The following is a 16,373-nucleotide window of genomic DNA, read 5'->3' as shown; positions in this document are numbered from 1 at the left end:
CGGGCATGCTCGGTCTTACAGTTTGATCATTTTACTCGAGGACTTCATTGCCGCCTGAACCGTACGATACGTGGAATAACCTGTCTGTTCGTCGTGAACCGCGTTCAGTTGTTTCTCCTCCGACTTAGATGTTACGATCTGCTTGAAGGCACGATAGGAGTCGAGAAAAACCTCTCGTTCCACCCCACCTTCATTGGCTTGTGCGACGACGTTATAAAACTCGACGACTTCAATCAATTCGTCAGTCGTCCAATCCGGATTGATCGGATAGTTGATTTGCATATTGTTTCACCTCGACACCCATTGTAACAACAAAAAAAACTATTGCAAGTTGAGCCAGAAATCTCTATAGTTTTTTTGTTGCTTCTTTTTTAAAAACAACATATATCATAACGATACTATTCATCTTATAAATAAACTGATTCAAGGGGGATTTACGATTGAAATTAAAAGGTGCTACTCAGCTCGAAACGCCACTATTTGACACGTTGCTTGAACATGTCGACTCAAACCCGATTGCGTTCCACATTCCTGGTCATAAAAGCGGAAAAGGGATGGACCCGGAGTTTCGTGACTTTATTGGTGAAAACGCCCTAAAAATTGATTTGATTAACATTGCCCCACTCGATGACCTCCATCATCCAAAAGCGGCAATCGCTGAAGCGGAGCGCTTGGCGGCAGAGGCGTTCCGTGCTGACGAGACCTTTTTCTCCGTTCAAGGGACATCGAGTGCCATCATGGCGATGATCATGGGTGTCGTTGGCCCGAACGAAAAAATCATCGTGCCACGGAACGTCCATAAATCCGTCATGTCCGCGCTCGTCTTAACGGGTGCCCACCCGGTCTTCATCCACCCGGAATTTGACGAAACATACGGCATCGCCCACGGAATTACGGCTAGTGCCGTTGAACGCGCGCTTGAACTTCATCCGGACACGAAAGCCGTACTCGTCATCAACCCGACTTATTTCGGGGTCGCAGGTGATTTAGAGCGTATCGTATCCGTCGCGCATGCACAAGACGTTCCTGTACTTGTCGATGAGGCACACGGCGTTCATCTCCCGTTTCACGATGAACTTCCGCTCTCGGCGATGCAAGCGGGAGCAGATGTGGCGGCGACGAGTGTGCACAAGCTTGGCGGTTCAATGACAGGCAGTTCGATTTTGAACGTACGCCGCGGACTCGTCTCGCCAGAACGAATTCACGCGATGCTCTCTATGATTACAACTACGTCAACATCCTATTTGCTCCTCGCTTCTCTCGACGCGGCACGTCGACAGTTAGCGACAAAGGGTCACATGATGAATGAGCGTGCACTCGAGCTTGCTAGAACGGCCCGTACGGCAATCAATCTCATGCCGAACTTATCGGTATACGGTCATGCCGAGTTGCATTCTGAATCGACTTACGCGCTTGACGAAACGAAAGTACTCGTATCCGTGCGTGAACTTGGGGTAACTGGATTTGAAGTCGAGAAATATCTTCGCGACAAACACCGCATCGAAGTCGAGATGTCCGATTTATTGAATGTGCTCTTCATCGTCACATCAGCGGACGACGAGTCAACGATTCAAGCGTTGATTGAAGCGATGCGAGATGTCGTTTCTGTTTACCAAAAGTCTGGGAACGACTCATTATCCATCATGCTCCCAGAGATTCCACCACTTGCGCTCAGTCCTCGTGATGCGTTTTATGAAGAGACGGAGACGATCCCTCTCGAAAACGCAGTCGGGCGTATTTCAGCGGAATTCATCATGGTGTATCCACCTGGAATTCCAATCATCATTCCAGGTGAATTGATTACGACGTCGACACTCGAATACATTATGGCCAACATTGAAGCGGGTCTTCCCGTACAAGGTCTTGAAGATGAGTCGCTGCAAATGATTAAAGTCATCCAACAAACAAAAGCGATTCGCTAAATAAAAAATGAGCCGGTCATGATGACCGGCTCATTTTTTATGTCATCTCAGAAAAGGTGGCTGTAGATGATCGAATTGCTTCCCCTAGTGCCTATTATAAGAAAACGCTTACATTTTTTCAAGTGTCAATTTCTTCAGATGCTTGTGTTTTTTCGACGAAGCAAAGTCGTAAAAATTCAGCGACGTGCTCTGTGTCGTTCAAGTTGATGCCAAGCATCGGATACAATTGACGCGGCTCTTCTAGCGCATGCAAATCAAGAAGGGCCGATTGACCCGTTTGCATACAGACGACTAACACCTTGCCCATGAATTGCTGTGTATAGACGAAACCAAAATCATAACGGGCGGCTTCTGTTTCAATCCCCGTAAATCGGACCCGACTCGTCTCGGACACGGTATACAATAACTCCTCATCGAATGCCATCAGGATTCCCTCCCTTTTCTCTTCACAAGTATTTTCCTTTATACTACAAGTATGAAACCTAAGGAGAGAATGACAATGAAGATTGATTATGCAACAGAGGTAAACGTAGAAACTCTTGTCCAGTTCATGCACGATTTATGGCCAGACGCCCCCACCGAAGAATTACGAATGGAAGTCAAACTCGGTCTCGCCTCAAAAAAGATGCATTATTTCATCGCATCAAATGAACATGGGAAGGCGGTTGGTTTTTGTCAACTCAGTTTCCGGCATGACTATGTGCCAGGTTCTAGTACGTCCCCGACCGCCTATGTGGAAGGAATCTATGTCAGTGAATCAGAGCGCCACCGAGGTGTCGCCTCTCGTTTGGTCGATACTGCATCAACCTTTGCGGCCCGTCACGGTTGTATCGAACTGGCATCGGATACCGAGCTTGAAAACGAGGACAGTCAATGCTTTCACGAGAAGGTCGGATTCAAGGAAGTCGAGCGTGTCGTCACCTACATTAAAAACCTCTCCCACGAATCGTGAGAGAGGTTTTATTGACGTTCTTATTTTACAACGTGGATTGGCATACCCATTGCGATTTCAGCAGCTTCCATAGCCATCTCACCGAGTGATGGGTGAGCGTGGATTGTAAGTGCGATATCTTCAGCAGTCATACCAGCCTCGATTGCAAGGCCAAGCTCAGCAATCATATCTGAAGCGCCCGTACCCGCGATTTGAGCACCGATCAAGAGACCGTCCTCTTTGCGTGTGATGAGCTTCATGAAGCCGTCTGGCTCGTCAAGTGCAAGTGCACGACCGTTCGCTGCGAATGGGAATTTCGAAACTGTGATTTCGAGTCCTTCTTCTTTTGCGAGTGGCTCTGTATAACCAACCGTTGCGAGTTCAGGATCTGTGAAGACGACTGCAGGGATTGCAGAGTAGTCGAGGTAAGCTGGCTTACCTGCTGCTGCTTCCGCTGCGATTTTCGCTTCGTAAGATGCTTTGTGTGCAAGTGGTGGTCCAGGAACGATATCACCGATTGCATAGATGTTTTCGTTCGATGTTTTACACTGGTCATCGATTTCGATGATTCCACGGTCGCTGATTTTAACGTCCGCGTTCTCAAGACCGATGTCGCCTGTGTTTGGACGACGACCAACTGTGACGAGGACATAGTCCGCTTCAACAGATTGCTCTTCACCGTTTACTTCAAACTTAACAGTTACGCCGTCTTCCGTTTCTTCAACACCTTTAGCAAGTGCATTCGTGTGAATTGTGACGTTCCCTTTTTGCTTGAGTTTCTTCTTAACGATTTGCGTCATTTGTGGTTCGAAACCAGACAAGATGTCGCTAGCGCCCTCTACAACGACAACTTCTGTATCGAAGTTAGCGTATGCAGTACCGAGCTCCATACCGATGTATCCACCGCCGATGACGACGAGTTTCTTCGGTACTTCAGGAAGTGCCAATGCGCCAGTTGAAGAAAGGACGCGTTTAGACCATTTGAACGATGGGATCTCGATTGGTGTAGAACCAGTCGCGACAATCGCTTTTTTGAATTTGTAAGGAGTTGAGCTATCTTCAGTGATGACACGAACTGTGTCTTCAGAAGCGAAGAACGCTTCACCTTGAACGATCTCAATTTTGTTTCCTTTGAGGAGACCTTTGACACCGCCAGTCAATTTGTTAACGACTGACTGTTTCCAGTCTTGAACTTTTGTGAAGTCCACTGACACGTTGTCAGACGTGATTCCCATTGAATCATGTCCTTTAGCGTGTTGGAAGTTGTGTCCTGCTGTGATCAACGCTTTCGATGGGATACATCCGACGTTCAAGCAGACACCACCGAAGTTGCCTTTCTCAACGATAGTTACTTTCATTCCGAGCTGTGCGCCACGGATTGCGGCAACGTATCCACCAGGACCGGCACCGATGACAAGCAAATCAGTTTCTTGTGCGAATTCTCCTACTACCATGTTCTTATCCCTCCATCATTAGAAGTGCTGGGTCTTCGAGCAAGCGTTTCACCATGTTAAGAGCGTTTTGTGCAGTCGCACCGTCGATGAGGCGGTGGTCAAAGCTGAATGAAAGTGCAAGTACTGGCGCAGCAACGATTTCACCGTTCTTCACGACAGCTTTCTCAGCGATACGGCCGATACCGAGAATCGCAACTTCTGGGTGGTTGATGACAGGTGTGAACCATTGTCCACCAGCTGAACCGATGTTTGTGATTGTGATCGATCCGCCTTTCATGTCTTCCCCAGCGAGCTTACCTTCACGAGCTTTACCTGCAAGTTCGTTAATGTTTGTAGCAAGTGCATAGATTGATTTACGGTCTGCATCTTTTACGACTGGTACAACGAGTCCGTTGTCCGTGTCAGCTGCAATCCCGATGTTGTAGTAGTTTTTGTAGACGATTTCTTCGTTCACGTCATCGATTGAAGCGTTGATTGTTGGGAATGCTTTCGCTGCAGCAGTCAATGCTTTCACGACGAATGGCAAGTACGTGAGTTTCACGCCTTGGTCAGCCGCGACTTGTTTGAAATCTTTACGGAGTGCAACGAGTTTTGTAACGTCGACTTCGTCCATGAGTGTAACGTGTGGTGCAGTGTGTTTCGAGTTAACCATAGCTTTCGAGATGGCTTTACGGATTCCACGGATTTTCTCACGTGTTTCAAGTTCAGGAGTCGCTGACTCATAAGGCTTGATTTCCGTTTTCGCAGCTGCTGCTGGTGCTACAGATTCTGTTTTCTCTGTTGTAGCTTCTGCAGACGGTGCTTCGCCGTTCGCGAATGCATCGATGTCTTCTTTCAATACACGGCCGTTGTCGCCAGAACCGTTTACTTCACGGATGTCGACACCTTTTTCACGTGCATATTTACGGACAGATGGCATAGCGATAACACGCTCAGATTTGTGAAGTTGAACGTCGCGTGGCGCGTCTTCTTTCACATCTTCTTTTACGTCTTCTGTCTTCTCTTCTGCTTTCGGTTGTTCAGGTGTTTCTTCTTCACCTGCTGGTGCGTCGCCTTCGATGTCAAACGTAATGAGGACGTCGCCGACTACAGCAACTGTACCTTCAGAAACTTTAACTTCTTTGACTGTACCGTCGACTGGAGCTGGGATTTCAACGACTGCTTTGTCGTTTTGTACTTCTAAAAGAACATCGTCCTCTTTGACCGTATCCCCTGCTTTTACGAACCACTTGACGATTTCACCTTCGTGAATACCTTCACCGATATCTGGTAATTTAAATTCAAATACTGCCACTGGTTTTTCCTCCCATCAATTCATCATGTAAACACGACAAGGGAGACAATTCTCCCTCATCGTTTATTCGACACGATCTTAGAAGTTCACAACTTCCTTAACTTTTGCAACGACATCTTTATGGTCAGGTAACCACATGTCTTCACCTTGTGCGAATGCGAAGACTGTGTCTGGTGCAGTTACTCGAAGAACTGGTGCTTCGAGGTGAAGAATTGCGCGCTCTTGAATTTCAGTTACAACGTTCGCTGCGATACCTGCTTGACGTTGTGCTTCTTGAACGACGATCGCACGACCTGTTTTCTTAACAGACTCTACGATTGTGTCGATATCAAGCGGGCTCACTGTCATGAGGTCGATGACTTCAACGTTGATGTTTTCTTTTTCAAGTTCTTCCGCTGCTTTGAGTGACGTGTGCACCATCGCACCGTAAGTGATGATTGAAACGTCTGTACCTTCACGTTTCACATCCGCTTTACCGAGTTCGATTGTGTACTCACCTTCAGGTACTTCGCCACGGAATGAACGATACAATTTCATGTGCTCGAGGAACACGACTGGGTCGTTGTCACGGATAGACGCGATCAACAAACCTTTTGCATCGTACGGAGTCGATGGAATAACGACTTTAAGACCAGGTGTCTGAGCCATCAAACCTTCAAGGCTGTCCGCGTGAAGCTCAGGTGTCTTAACTCCACCACCGAATGGTGAACGGATTGTGATTGGTTGGCTGTAAGCGCCGCCTGAACGGTAACGCATACGTGCCATTTGAGCTGCGATTGAGTCGAAAACTTCGAATACGAATCCGAAGAATTGAACTTCCATGATTGGACGGAATCCAGTAAGACCTAGACCGATCGCAAGACCACCAATCCCTGATTCAGCGAGTGGCGTGTCGAAGACACGGTCTTCGCCGAGCTCGTCTTGGAGACCTTCCGTCGCACGGAATACCCCACCGTTTTTACCAACGTCTTCTCCGAAAAGAAGTACTTTCTCGTCGCGTTTCATTTCAACGCGCATCGCATCAGTAATCGCTTGGATCATTGTCATTTGAGCCATAACTTACTTCGACTCCTTTGCAGTATATTCTTCAAGCTGTTCTTTCAAGTTTGAAGGAAGTTCTTCGAACATGTTGTTGATGAAGTCCGAAACTTTTTGTTTTGGTTCTTTGTCTGCTTGGCTGATTGCTTCTTTCACGTCAGCTTTCGCTTGCTCGATCACTTCGTTCTCCATGTCTTCGTTCCAGAGTTTCTTGTTCTCAAGGAAGAGACGGAAACGTACGAGTGGATCTTTTTCTTGATATTCTGTGTCGAGTTCTTTTGTACGGTAACGTGTTGGGTCATCCCCAGCGAGCGTATGTGGTCCGTAACGGTAAGTGAGTGACTCGATGAGTGTCGGTGTTCCTTCGAGTGCGTCGACGCGAGCTTGTTGAGTCGCTGCGAGCACTGCAAGAACGTCCATTCCATCTACTTGAATTCCGTTGATTCCAGCTGCAACAGCTTTTTGCGCGATCGTTTTAGCTGCAGTTTGCTTTTCAACAGGAGTTGAGATAGCGAAACGGTTGTTTTGAACGACGAAGATTGCTGGTGATTTGAATGCACCTGCAAAGTTCAATCCTTCGTAGAAGTCACCTTGTGATGAGCCACCGTCACCTGTGTAAGTAATGGCGACATTTTTGTTGCCGTTGCGTTTGAGGCCCATTGCCACACCCGCAGTTTGAATGATTTGTGCACCGATGATGATTTGTGGCATCAATACGTTGACACCTTCAGGGATGCGGTTTCCTGCCACGTGTCCACGTGAGAACAAGAACGCTTGATAAAGCGGAAGTCCGTGGAATACGAGTTGCGGGATATCACGGTATCCTGGAAGAATCCAGTCCTCTTTGTCGAGCGCGTATTGCGTCCCGATCATCGTCGCCTCTTGACCTGCCACTGGCGCGTAGAATCCTAAGCGACCTTGACGGTTAAGTGAGATGGCGCGTTGGTCCCAGATTCGAGTATAGACCATGCGGCGCATGAGCTCCTGAAGTTGCTCGTCCGTTAGGTCAGGCATTGCGTCTTGGTTGACGACCTCACCCTTCTCGTCGAGAATACGGAACGTTTGGAAGTTTTCTTCCACGTTTTGAAGTACCTGAACGTTGTTCATTCGTTTCACCTCATCCTTTCAACTATGAGACAATTGTCTTTTTTGTGATCAAACACTATCTCAAATCTTACGTGTATCTGTCCAAAAAAGCAATCTGTATTAACGTGATTCAGAAAAGTTATCCTCTCCTGACGTTTCCTTGTTAGTATAAAACGGGTTGTTTCAATAACGCAAAAAATATGCTTACCTAAATAAAACGCTTACATTCAAGGGATATGACATCCTTTTCACCACTGTATTATTTTCATTTCACCTTCTGTACCATCCACATTCCTTCCTGTTTAAATATGATATAATCAATCATATAAGTTCGATAGAAAGGAAGTTGTGTATGTTAACCATGAAAGATGTCATCCGCGAAGGAGACGAGCGACTTCGCGCGCGTTCAGCCGAAGTTTCGATTCCGCCAACAACAGAAGATTTGGCGTTACTCGACGAGATGGAGAAGTTTCTTGTCAATAGTCAAGACCCAGAGATGAGCGAGAAATACGAGTTACGAGGTGGTGTCGGAATCGCCGCACCTCAACTCGGTGTAAATCGCCGTTTCTTCACAGTATTGCTACAAGAAGAGGAAGAGACGTTTAAACTCTCCATCTTCAATCCTAAAATTACAAGTCATTCCGTCGAACAGACATTTTTGAATGGCGGCGAAGGCTGTCTATCGGTCGATCGCGTGGTCAAAGGAAATGTACCTCGTTTTCGTCGAATCACGTTAGAAGGGTTCGACCGCGACGGGAAGCCGATTAAGCTTCGTCTGCGCGGAATGCGCGCTGTCGTATGTCAGCACGAGCTCGATCATTTAGACGGGATCATGTTCTATGACCGGATCAATATGTCGAACCCGTTAGAAACATACGGCGAACCGATTTAACATGTTTAGTTCGAGAAAAAGGGCACTGTTGTTACTATTCCCATTTTTATTTCTTTTAATCGGTGGATGTGTGCGAATCAATTATGATGCGACCGTCCACTATGACCAATCTGTTTCGCTTGAAACGACTTACGCGTTCCGTGATCATCCAGTCATGAAATTGCTCAATCTCAGACTCGACTGGGATACTTGGAAAGAGCAGGCGGAAGAAAACGGATATGAAACAGAAGATTATTCAAGTCCTGATGACTACGAAGGCATGGTCTTAAAGAAGACATTTAAAAATGTGGACGAGTTGCAACAGATTAAAGAGGAATGGAAAACGGGACCAGCCGGTATTTTAGTCCCTCCGGATATTCAGTTCGACATCGAGCAACAGGAAGGCATTTGGTTTGATTCATATACACTCCAAACCAATCTCGACCTCCGACTCGATCGGGTCGACTTACCCGGTGTTGAACTAACCGGCTCCCCCAAAAAATTGGCTGAACGATATATCCGCCAAGCCGACATTCGCTTTAACTTGACTGTTCCGACCGGCGTATTCGTTGAGGATGGAACTGGCCTAGACCTCCGTTCTATGAAACATGTCGAGTGGCAAGTCTACGGCGGTCGGCAAAATAACGTGAAGCTAGTTGCCCATGTACCGAACGTCAAAGCTTGGATCGTGACGGGAATCGTTCTGATTGCAGCGGCCGTATTGACTTACTTCATTTGGCGCAAATATCGTCGGAATGTTGGCAACCCAAAAGAGACATCCATTCGTTCACGTCTCCTCGGACTGTTGATCGTCTCACTTTCACTCGCTCTCATCATCGTCACCTTCCGACAAGAGTTGGCAAACGAGCGTCAATCCGAGGCGATTCGCCAAGCTTCTCAAACGAATGAGTTTATCCCTACGTTTGCAGTTCATGGATTACTCGGGACAGACCGGACGTTCCTCCGTTTCTCTCAAGCGATGGAACAAAGTGGGCAAGCGACTGACGGAGCACTTTGTACCGTGACTATCAAAGGCAAGGCCGACTGTGAAATATATGATTTTAGTTCAACTCGTCCGATTGTCCGAATCGAGTTCGAAGATGCAGAGGCTTCTTTGAACAATCAGACAAAGTGGTTGAATGCAGCCATTGAAACGTATAAGAAAACGAGAAATCGTTCGTTCGACCGGATGTATATCATTGGCCATAGTATGGGTGGCGTAGCCGCTGCCAACTATATCTTGAATCAAGAGACGTACATCGTCGATAAGTTTGTAACGTTCGATAGCCCGTTCGGCGGGACACGCCTTGCGAACTTCGGATTATCTGCCAGTAACTTCGGCATTAACACCGGAAGCCCTGCCATCCGTGATTTGTCCCCTAACTCAGACGGACTACAAGCATTCCAGTCTAAGCTTGAGACATGGCCAAGGTCCGTTCAGGTACTCTCCTTCTCTGGACGAGGCGGTGAATTCAATTTGATTGAGCCGGCGAGTTCTCTGTTACTGGAAGAGTATACGAATAACATTCAGACAGAAACGGTACCGTACGACCATTTCTCGCTTCACCGTAAAAGTGACGTCTTGAAAGAGACTGGGAAATTCTTGTACGAATACACGAATGAGTTTAATCCAATCGAGACGAACTAACGTCAAAACAGCTATCCCCAAATTTTGAGGATAGCTGTTTTTTTAATACGTCATCGTCCATGTGACTTTTTGGAGCCAATACATCATATACTTTCCGATTGGGAGATCGGTTTGAATCTCATCATACGCTACCGTATACGTGCCATTCTCATTGTTCCATAGACGATTAAAATACTCGTCCACTTCATCAAAGAAAGCTGTATCCACTTCTCCTGTCACTTCGACGTCTGCCTCTAGGTTATAATCGTTCATGTTCCGGGTCGTATAGTTCCCCGAACCTAAGACAACTGTCTTTTCTTCACCATCCACATACAGGATTTTTGGATGATATTGTTCCTTGGCGACATCATACCAGCGAATCTCGATTTGCTCCGGGTTGACGGTGTTCAGTTCTGCCGTCACCGGTAAGTTCGGTAACCCTGATTTCGATCGACCGAAGGCATTCGTGTTCGGATCGAGGATCAAGTTCACCTTCACCCCGCGCCCGGCGGCATCCTCGATTGCTTGGATAATATTCCGATCTGCCAAATAGAACATTCCGATCCAGATGATGTCCCCATCGTCCGCCCCATTCATTGCATCGAGCACCGACTCTTGAATCTTCCCTTCCGTGACATAACGAATCTCCATCGGTGCCTCGCTCGGCGCATTTTCAATCTTCGACAGCGCTTCATCATCTGGGAAGCGCCGTGCATCCCCTTTAGAGAACGTCGCGACCGCTTGCTCACCTTCAACGATTTCTTTTAAAATCGGTCCTTTTAAATGGACACCGACATTCGAGTGATATCCGCTGGCATCATGTGGATTAGCGGAAAGTACAAAGCCTTCATTCTCGGTGACCATCACTTTTCGATGGTTCGCTTTGATATTGAGCAACCTTAAATATGCACGTACCGTAATGTCCGGTGCCGAAGAGGCCATCGGGTTCGGTAGCCATCCGTCTTGACTATTGCCGAACCACTGAATCGCCATCCGGTAAAACGTGGAGTATAAAATATTCGGGTCACGAAGAGCATCGAGATTTGTGTACACGACTTCTACCCCTGCCTCCTCCAGTACATCGAAGTGGTCAGAAACATGACCGTTATAGCTGGTATTGATGTCATCCGTGATGAAGACGACTTTCAAGTCCGGATATCGTTTCATTTGCTCAAGCAATGCTGAAGATAGGCGCGATGTAATGTCCGGATATTGTCGGTCTTCATTCGAATAAGGATTGAATAAGAAAAAGTCCATGACGATATATTCTTTTGCCTCACGTATCGCTCGTTCAACTTCACTAAATATCTCCTGTTCGACAATCTCTGTATCTTCCCCTTGATAGGTCAAATCATGAAGAAAATCGATTTGGTCATCTGTGATGAGGTACGGTTCAGATTGTCTCGACACGCCTTCCGGTAATGGTTTGACTTGATGATAAACGAGCGTGATGAGAAAAATGACCGCAATGATTGCGGCTCCCCATTTCAGCCACCCTTTCTTCCCCTTTTTCTTCGCCATAAGCTCCCCCTCCTCTTTTGCGGTGAAAAAAACGAGCTGTAGTCTCCTACAGCCCGTCAAATCATACTTCCATAATAATCGGCAGGACCATTGGGTGTCTCCGCGTCTTTTGTGCCAAGTAAGGTGTGAGGGTGTCTGAGACGAGTTGCTTCATCTCCGACCACTTCATCTGCTTATTGGACAATCCTTGTTCGACGGTTTTCTTCAACAATCGTTCGCCATCACGAATCAGACTACCTGATTCACGCATGTAGACGAATCCACGTGAGATGATATCTGGTCCTGAGACGAGTTTGCGCGTCTTGCCATCGATGCTGATGACGACAACAACAAGTCCATCTTCAGACAGAATGCGGCGATCCCTTAATACGATATTCCCAATATCACCAATTCCATTCCCATCAATATACACAGCGTTCGCAGAAATTTTACCAGTGACCGCAGCCGACTCCGAGTCGACAGCAAGCACTTCGCCATTATCCATAACGAAACTGTTCTCTTTCGGGATTCCAACCGATTCAGCAAGCTCAGCATGCTTTTTCAACATACGGTACTCGCCGTGAATCGGCATGAAGAATTTCGGATTCAGAAGACGAATCATCAACAACTGTTCTTGTTGCGAACCGTGACCTGACGTATGAATGTTCGTCAACTTACCGTAGACAACATCCGCTCCCGCTTTATACAACTGGTCAATCGTCTTCCCGACCGAGATGGCGTTACCTGGGATTGGAGAAGAAGAGAAGATGACCGTATCCCCAGGAATGATCGACACTTGACGGTGCGTCCCATTTGCAATACGGCTGAGCGCTGCCATCGGTTCCCCTTGCGATCCGGTACAAAGAATCGCGATTTCATTCGGGTCGTAGTGACGCATCTGATTCGCCTCAATAATCATACCCTTTGGCACGTTGATGAAACCGAGTTCTTGTCCGATCGTCATGACTTTCTCCATCGAACGACCGAAAATCATGAGATGACGACCTGTCTCGGCACACGCATCGACCACTTGTTGCAAGCGATAGATGTTCGATGCGAACGTCGCAAAGATGATTCGACCGTCCGCTTTCCGGAACGTCTCACTAATCGTCCCACCGACCACGCTCTCACTCATCGTGAAGCCTTCCACTTCTGCATTTGTTGAATCGGACAAGAGACAAAGTACGCCTTCTTTTCCGATTTCCGCCATCTTGGCAAGGTCTGCCGGCTCGCCTACCGGAGTGAAGTCGAACTTGAAGTCACCCGTATGGACGATGTTCCCTTGTGGCGTCTTGACGACGACACCGAGTGAGTTCGGAATCGAGTGCGTCGTGCGGAAGAACGAGATGCTCGTCTTACGGAACTTGATGAGTGAATCCTCATCAATCTCATGGAGCTCCGCCTCACGAAGCAACCCATGCTCCTCAAGTTTAACTTTGATCAATCCGAGCGCGAGTTTCGTCGCATAAATCGGCAATTGTACTTGCTTCAATAAGAATGGAATTCCCCCGATATGGTCTTCGTGACCGTGAGTGATGAATACCCCTTTTACTTTGTCCTTGTTTTTAATCAAGTACGAGTAATCAGGAATCACATAGTCGATTCCAAGCAAGTCATCCTCTGGGAACATGATTCCCGCATCGATGACGATGATTTCATCTTGGAATTGAACAACATATGTGTTCTTCCCGATTTCTCCGAGTCCGCCCAATGCGAACACGGCTGTTTGGTGGTTCTTAACAAACTTCATTTAATCTCTCCTTACTTCAATTATTAATACATCTATGTGAAACATAAGTGATTCTCGAATATGCCCGTAAGATTCTTTTTTCATTATAGCTCATATCATGACAATATTTCACTAACGATGTGATATTCGTGGTAGTTTCCCTATTTCGTGTTATCCTTTTAGTGGGTTCAGAAAACATATTTTTTAGATAAAGAGAAAGAATGGTGAATCAAATGGAAGATCAAAAGGTTGTTTTCTTCGACATTGACGGCACGCTTTTACATGAAGGTAGTTATATCCCGCCTTCCACGATTTCAGCGATTCAAGCACTTCAGGCAAACGGCGTCGAGACGTTCATCGCGACGGGACGAGGACCGGCCATGCTATCCGACATCCCAGAACGTGTCGGGATTGATAGTCTCGTTTGTTACAACGGTCAGATTGTCGTGCACAAAGGTGAAATCGTCTATCGTAACACGCTCTCGAAAGATGCACTCGGTCGCTTGACGACGCACGCTTCTTCAAATGACCATACTCTCGTCTATTTGGGACAGGACCGTGGTGGTGCTTCAAAACCGAACGACGCCATCGTTGAACAATCGCTCGGCGAACTCGACATGCCGATCCCTTCATTCGAACCGAACTTCCACGCAGAAGAGGATGTGTATCAGACGTTACTGTACTGCACGCCTGAAGACGAGCATCGTTATATCAATGCTTATCGTGAGTTCGATTTTATCCGTTGGCATCCTCATGCGATGGACGTGATCAATAAGGGAGCCAGTAAAGCAGACGGCATCCGTCACTTTATTGAGACCAACGGCTACCGTCTGGAGAATACGTATGCTTTCGGAGATGCATTGAACGACTTGGCCATGCTTCAGTATGTAGGGACAGGAATCGCCATGGGCAATGGTCGCACTGAAGCGAAAGACGTGGCGGATTTCGTCACGAAATCCATCCTTGAAGATGGAATCGAGTACGGCCTAAAGGCGATGAAGCTCATCTAAAAAAGACCCTTGGAGTCAAACCGTCGAGTTGGATCAATCGATTCAACGATCGCGGCATCGCTCCAAAGGTCTTTTCTTTTATCTCGAACGAAGTGTGCGCTCTAGTCGATCCAAATCGGTATCCTTCCCGATGATGATCAAAATATCTTCCGATAAAATCATCTCATCCGCTTGAGGAGAAATCAGGACATCGTCATCGCGACGAATCGCGACGATGTTCACCCCGTACTTCGCTCGCAAGTCCAAATCGATGAGGGATTTGTTCGATAACTTGTCCGATGCTTTAATTTCGACAATCGAATGTTCATTCGATAATTCGAGGTAGTCGAGGATACTCTGGCTCATCAACCCATTGGCAATTCGTACGCCCATATCTCGCTCAGGGTGGACGATGTTATCCGCCCCGATTCGACGGAGTACTTTTTCATGGTAATCGTTCGTCGCCTTGACCGTGATGATTTGGACACCGAGTTCCTTTAAAATCAACGTCGTCAAAATGGAAGCTTGAATATTCTCCCCGATGGCGACGATCACATGTTCAAAGTTACGAATCCCTAAACTCTTTAACACATTCTCATCTGTTGTATCGGCAATCACGGCATGGGTTGCCAATCCCATAAACTCATTGACACGTTCCTCATCTGAATCGATGGCGAGGACGTCATATCCATTTGAAGACAATTCTCGGACGATCGACCCTCCAAATCGTCCTAACCCGATGACTGCAAATTCACCTGTCATGATGCTACATCCCTTTCCTACACATGTTCTCTTCTTGATTCTTCGTTCAGTGTAACTGATTCCACTTCAAAACTCTATATAAAAAACAAAACGGGATTCCCTTCAAATAAAGGAAATCCCGTTCTTGCCATTATGCTTTTCCACTCGAGCGTTTCCCTCGTACGTAGTCGTTGTCGAACAAGAACAAACGGAGCAAGAGATAGAGCGCCGGAACGAGTAGGAGCAACCCTAAGATGAATACGATGACAAGTGCCACCGCCATCGACTCGTTGACGACACTTCCATTAATATCGATATACGGATACAGGATGTATGGCAAGTGAGAGTATCCGTAGCCGAACCATGCCATGAAGAACTGACCCATGACCATCAAGAAGGCAATCCCGTAATTTCGTTTCATATAAACGAAGGAGACGGCGATGACGAAGAACAAGAAGCTCATCGCAAACCACCACCAGTTCCCTCCTAGGATGCTTTCGTAATGCCACGCAGCTTGCGACTTCAACCCGAAGAAGACGAGACCCGATGCGATAATCGTCGGGACGCTCCAAAATAGAGCCCATTTTCGAACAAGTTCGACGGCATTTTGGTCACGTGCCTTGTCCGCATAGAACAAGAGGAACATGGCACTAATATAGAGGACAGAGACAATCGCCAAGATGACGACCGTCCACGAGTAGAAGTTGGTGAACAACTTCGCCCCGTCAAAGAAGACGCCGTTCTCTGTCTCTGTGATGAAACCACCTTGGCTGACAGTTAAGACCGTCGACATCGAAGCTGGGATGAGTAATCCCGTCGCCCCATAGAGGAACATATAGAGCGTGCTCTCCTTTGACCCATAGTTAGCGAACGCATAGAAGCTACCACGAATCGCAAGCAAGATTAACACGACAGACGCTGGAACGAGCAAGGCCGTACCATAGTAATAAGCAGTGTCCGGAAAGAATCCGACAATCCCGACAAAGAAGAACACGAAGAATACGTTCGTGACTTCCCATGTCGGTGACAAATACCGTTTGACGAGACGGTTCACTAAGTGATCACGTTTCGTATAGCGGCTATAGAAAGCGAAGAAGCCTGCACCGAAGTCAATCGATGCGACGATGAGGTAGCCGTATAGAAACGTCCATAAGACGGCAATCCCTAATTCTTGAATTTGCATGTCATATC

The 16,373-nt window shown here is 47.0% G+C and carries 15 protein-coding genes; 5 read left to right on the top strand and 10 right to left on the bottom strand.

The annotated features are described in order from the left end of the window. Window positions 1-15: 15 nt before the first annotated feature. Complete coding sequence (locus BV910_RS05625; RefSeq protein ID WP_031421520.1) at window positions 16-282, bottom strand: UPF0223 family protein; 267 nt, start codon at window positions 280-282, stop codon at window positions 16-18. A gap of 158 nt (window positions 283-440) precedes the next feature. Between BV910_RS05625 and BV910_RS05620 the strand changes: the two genes are divergently transcribed. Continuing rightward, entirely contained in the window at window positions 441-1,922 is a 1,482-nt protein-coding gene (locus BV910_RS05620; protein WP_078146629.1) for an aminotransferase class I/II-fold pyridoxal phosphate-dependent enzyme, read from the top strand. Window positions 1,923-2,040: 118 nt separating this feature from the next. Here BV910_RS05620 and BV910_RS05615 read toward each other — a convergent pair whose 3' ends face one another. Beyond that, window positions 2,041-2,346: a DUF3055 domain-containing protein gene (locus BV910_RS05615; protein ID WP_078146628.1), complete on the bottom strand. Its 306-nt coding sequence runs from the start codon at window positions 2,344-2,346 to the stop codon at window positions 2,041-2,043. A 75-nt stretch (window positions 2,347-2,421) separates the two neighbouring features. On the opposite strand from BV910_RS05615, the gene aac(6') reads away from it, so the two are divergent. After that, window positions 2,422-2,874, top strand: a complete 453-nt coding sequence (gene aac(6'), locus BV910_RS05610) for an aminoglycoside 6'-N-acetyltransferase (protein ID WP_078146627.1) — start codon at window positions 2,422-2,424, stop codon at window positions 2,872-2,874. A gap of 20 nt (window positions 2,875-2,894) precedes the next feature. Here the strand turns inward: aac(6') and lpdA are convergent, their stop codons facing one another. The 4 genes from lpdA to pdhA form a co-directional block, all read right to left on the bottom strand. After that, the gene (lpdA, locus tag BV910_RS05605) at window positions 2,895-4,307 is read right to left on the bottom strand and encodes a dihydrolipoyl dehydrogenase (protein ID WP_015881261.1); all 1,413 of its coding nucleotides are present in this window, start codon (window positions 4,305-4,307) and stop codon (window positions 2,895-2,897) included. A 4-nt stretch (window positions 4,308-4,311) separates the two neighbouring features. Beyond that, window positions 4,312-5,601, bottom strand: a complete 1,290-nt coding sequence (locus tag BV910_RS05600) for a dihydrolipoamide acetyltransferase family protein (RefSeq protein ID WP_015881260.1) — start codon at window positions 5,599-5,601, stop codon at window positions 4,312-4,314. A gap of 78 nt (window positions 5,602-5,679) precedes the next feature. Continuing rightward, window positions 5,680-6,657: an alpha-ketoacid dehydrogenase subunit beta gene (locus tag BV910_RS05595; RefSeq protein WP_015881259.1), complete on the bottom strand. Its 978-nt coding sequence runs from the start codon at window positions 6,655-6,657 to the stop codon at window positions 5,680-5,682. Between the two features lie 3 nt (window positions 6,658-6,660). Next, entirely contained in the window at window positions 6,661-7,746 is a 1,086-nt protein-coding gene (gene pdhA, locus BV910_RS05590; protein WP_015881258.1) for a pyruvate dehydrogenase (acetyl-transferring) E1 component subunit alpha, read from the bottom strand. A 331-nt stretch (window positions 7,747-8,077) separates the two neighbouring features. On the opposite strand from pdhA, the gene def reads away from it, so the two are divergent. Next, a complete protein-coding gene (gene def, locus BV910_RS05585) occupies window positions 8,078-8,617 on the top strand; it encodes a peptide deformylase (RefSeq protein WP_078146626.1) in 540 nt (179 codons plus the stop codon). Window position 8,618: 1 nt separating this feature from the next. Further along, window positions 8,619-10,244, top strand: coding sequence for an alpha/beta hydrolase (locus BV910_RS05580; protein WP_168169839.1), 1,626 nt, complete (start codon window positions 8,619-8,621; stop codon window positions 10,242-10,244). A 42-nt stretch (window positions 10,245-10,286) separates the two neighbouring features. Here BV910_RS05580 and BV910_RS05575 read toward each other — a convergent pair whose 3' ends face one another. Both BV910_RS05575 and rnjA read right to left on the bottom strand, forming a co-directional pair. After that, window positions 10,287-11,744, bottom strand: a complete 1,458-nt coding sequence (locus BV910_RS05575; protein WP_078146624.1) for a phospholipase D family protein — start codon at window positions 11,742-11,744, stop codon at window positions 10,287-10,289. Between the two features lie 61 nt (window positions 11,745-11,805). Continuing rightward, window positions 11,806-13,473, bottom strand: coding sequence for a ribonuclease J1 (rnjA, locus tag BV910_RS05570; RefSeq protein ID WP_015881254.1), 1,668 nt, complete (start codon window positions 13,471-13,473; stop codon window positions 11,806-11,808). 200 nt (window positions 13,474-13,673) lie between these two features. On the opposite strand from rnjA, the gene BV910_RS05565 reads away from it, so the two are divergent. Beyond that, window positions 13,674-14,462: a Cof-type HAD-IIB family hydrolase gene (locus BV910_RS05565; protein ID WP_205728289.1), complete on the top strand. Its 789-nt coding sequence runs from the start codon at window positions 13,674-13,676 to the stop codon at window positions 14,460-14,462. A 78-nt stretch (window positions 14,463-14,540) separates the two neighbouring features. On the opposite strand, the gene BV910_RS05560 is transcribed toward BV910_RS05565, so the two are convergent. Further along, on the bottom strand, window positions 14,541-15,203 hold the full coding sequence (locus BV910_RS05560) for a potassium channel family protein (protein ID WP_015881252.1): 663 nt from the start codon (window positions 15,201-15,203) through the stop codon (window positions 14,541-14,543). Window positions 15,204-15,333: 130 nt separating this feature from the next. Beyond that, window positions 15,334-16,365 carry a cytochrome d ubiquinol oxidase subunit II gene (locus BV910_RS05555; RefSeq protein ID WP_015881251.1) on the bottom strand — a complete coding sequence of 344 codons (1,032 nt, stop codon included), beginning with the start codon at window positions 16,363-16,365 and terminating at the stop codon, window positions 15,334-15,336. Window positions 16,366-16,373 lie beyond the last annotated feature (8 nt).

It is taken from the genome of Exiguobacterium sp. HVEsp1, from assembly GCF_002009685.1.
Classification (GTDB): Bacteria; Bacillota; Bacilli; order Exiguobacteriales; family Exiguobacteriaceae; genus Exiguobacterium; species Exiguobacterium profundum.
Note: the sequence above shows the minus strand (reverse complement) of the source record. Positions and strands in the feature narration are given on the sequence as shown.

Coding starts and splice junctions, on each gene's coding strand:
- BV910_RS05625 (WP_031421520.1), bottom strand. CDS start 282: ATGCAAATCAACTATCCGATCAATCCGGATTGGACGACTGACGAATTG.
- BV910_RS05615 (WP_078146628.1), bottom strand. CDS start 2,346: ATGGCATTCGATGAGGAGTTATTGTATACCGTGTCCGAGACGAGTCGG.
- lpdA (WP_015881261.1), bottom strand. CDS start 4,307: ATGGTAGTAGGAGAATTCGCACAAGAAACTGATTTGCTTGTCATCGGT.
- BV910_RS05595 (WP_015881259.1), bottom strand. CDS start 6,657: ATGGCTCAAATGACAATGATCCAAGCGATTACTGATGCGATGCGCGTT.
- pdhA (WP_015881258.1), bottom strand. CDS start 7,746: ATGAACAACGTTCAGGTACTTCAAAACGTGGAAGAAAACTTCCAAACG.
- def (WP_078146626.1), top strand. CDS start 8,078: ATGTTAACCATGAAAGATGTCATCCGCGAAGGAGACGAGCGACTTCGC.
- BV910_RS05580 (WP_168169839.1), top strand. CDS start 8,619: ATGTTTAGTTCGAGAAAAAGGGCACTGTTGTTACTATTCCCATTTTTA.
- BV910_RS05575 (WP_078146624.1), bottom strand. CDS start 11,744: ATGGCGAAGAAAAAGGGGAAGAAAGGGTGGCTGAAATGGGGAGCCGCA.
- rnjA (WP_015881254.1), bottom strand. CDS start 13,473: ATGAAGTTTGTTAAGAACCACCAAACAGCCGTGTTCGCATTGGGCGGA.
- BV910_RS05565 (WP_205728289.1), top strand. CDS start 13,674: ATGGTGAATCAAATGGAAGATCAAAAGGTTGTTTTCTTCGACATTGAC.
- BV910_RS05560 (WP_015881252.1), bottom strand. CDS start 15,203: ATGACAGGTGAATTTGCAGTCATCGGGTTAGGACGATTTGGAGGGTCG.
- BV910_RS05555 (WP_015881251.1), bottom strand. CDS start 16,365: ATGCAAATTCAAGAATTAGGGATTGCCGTCTTATGGACGTTTCTATAC.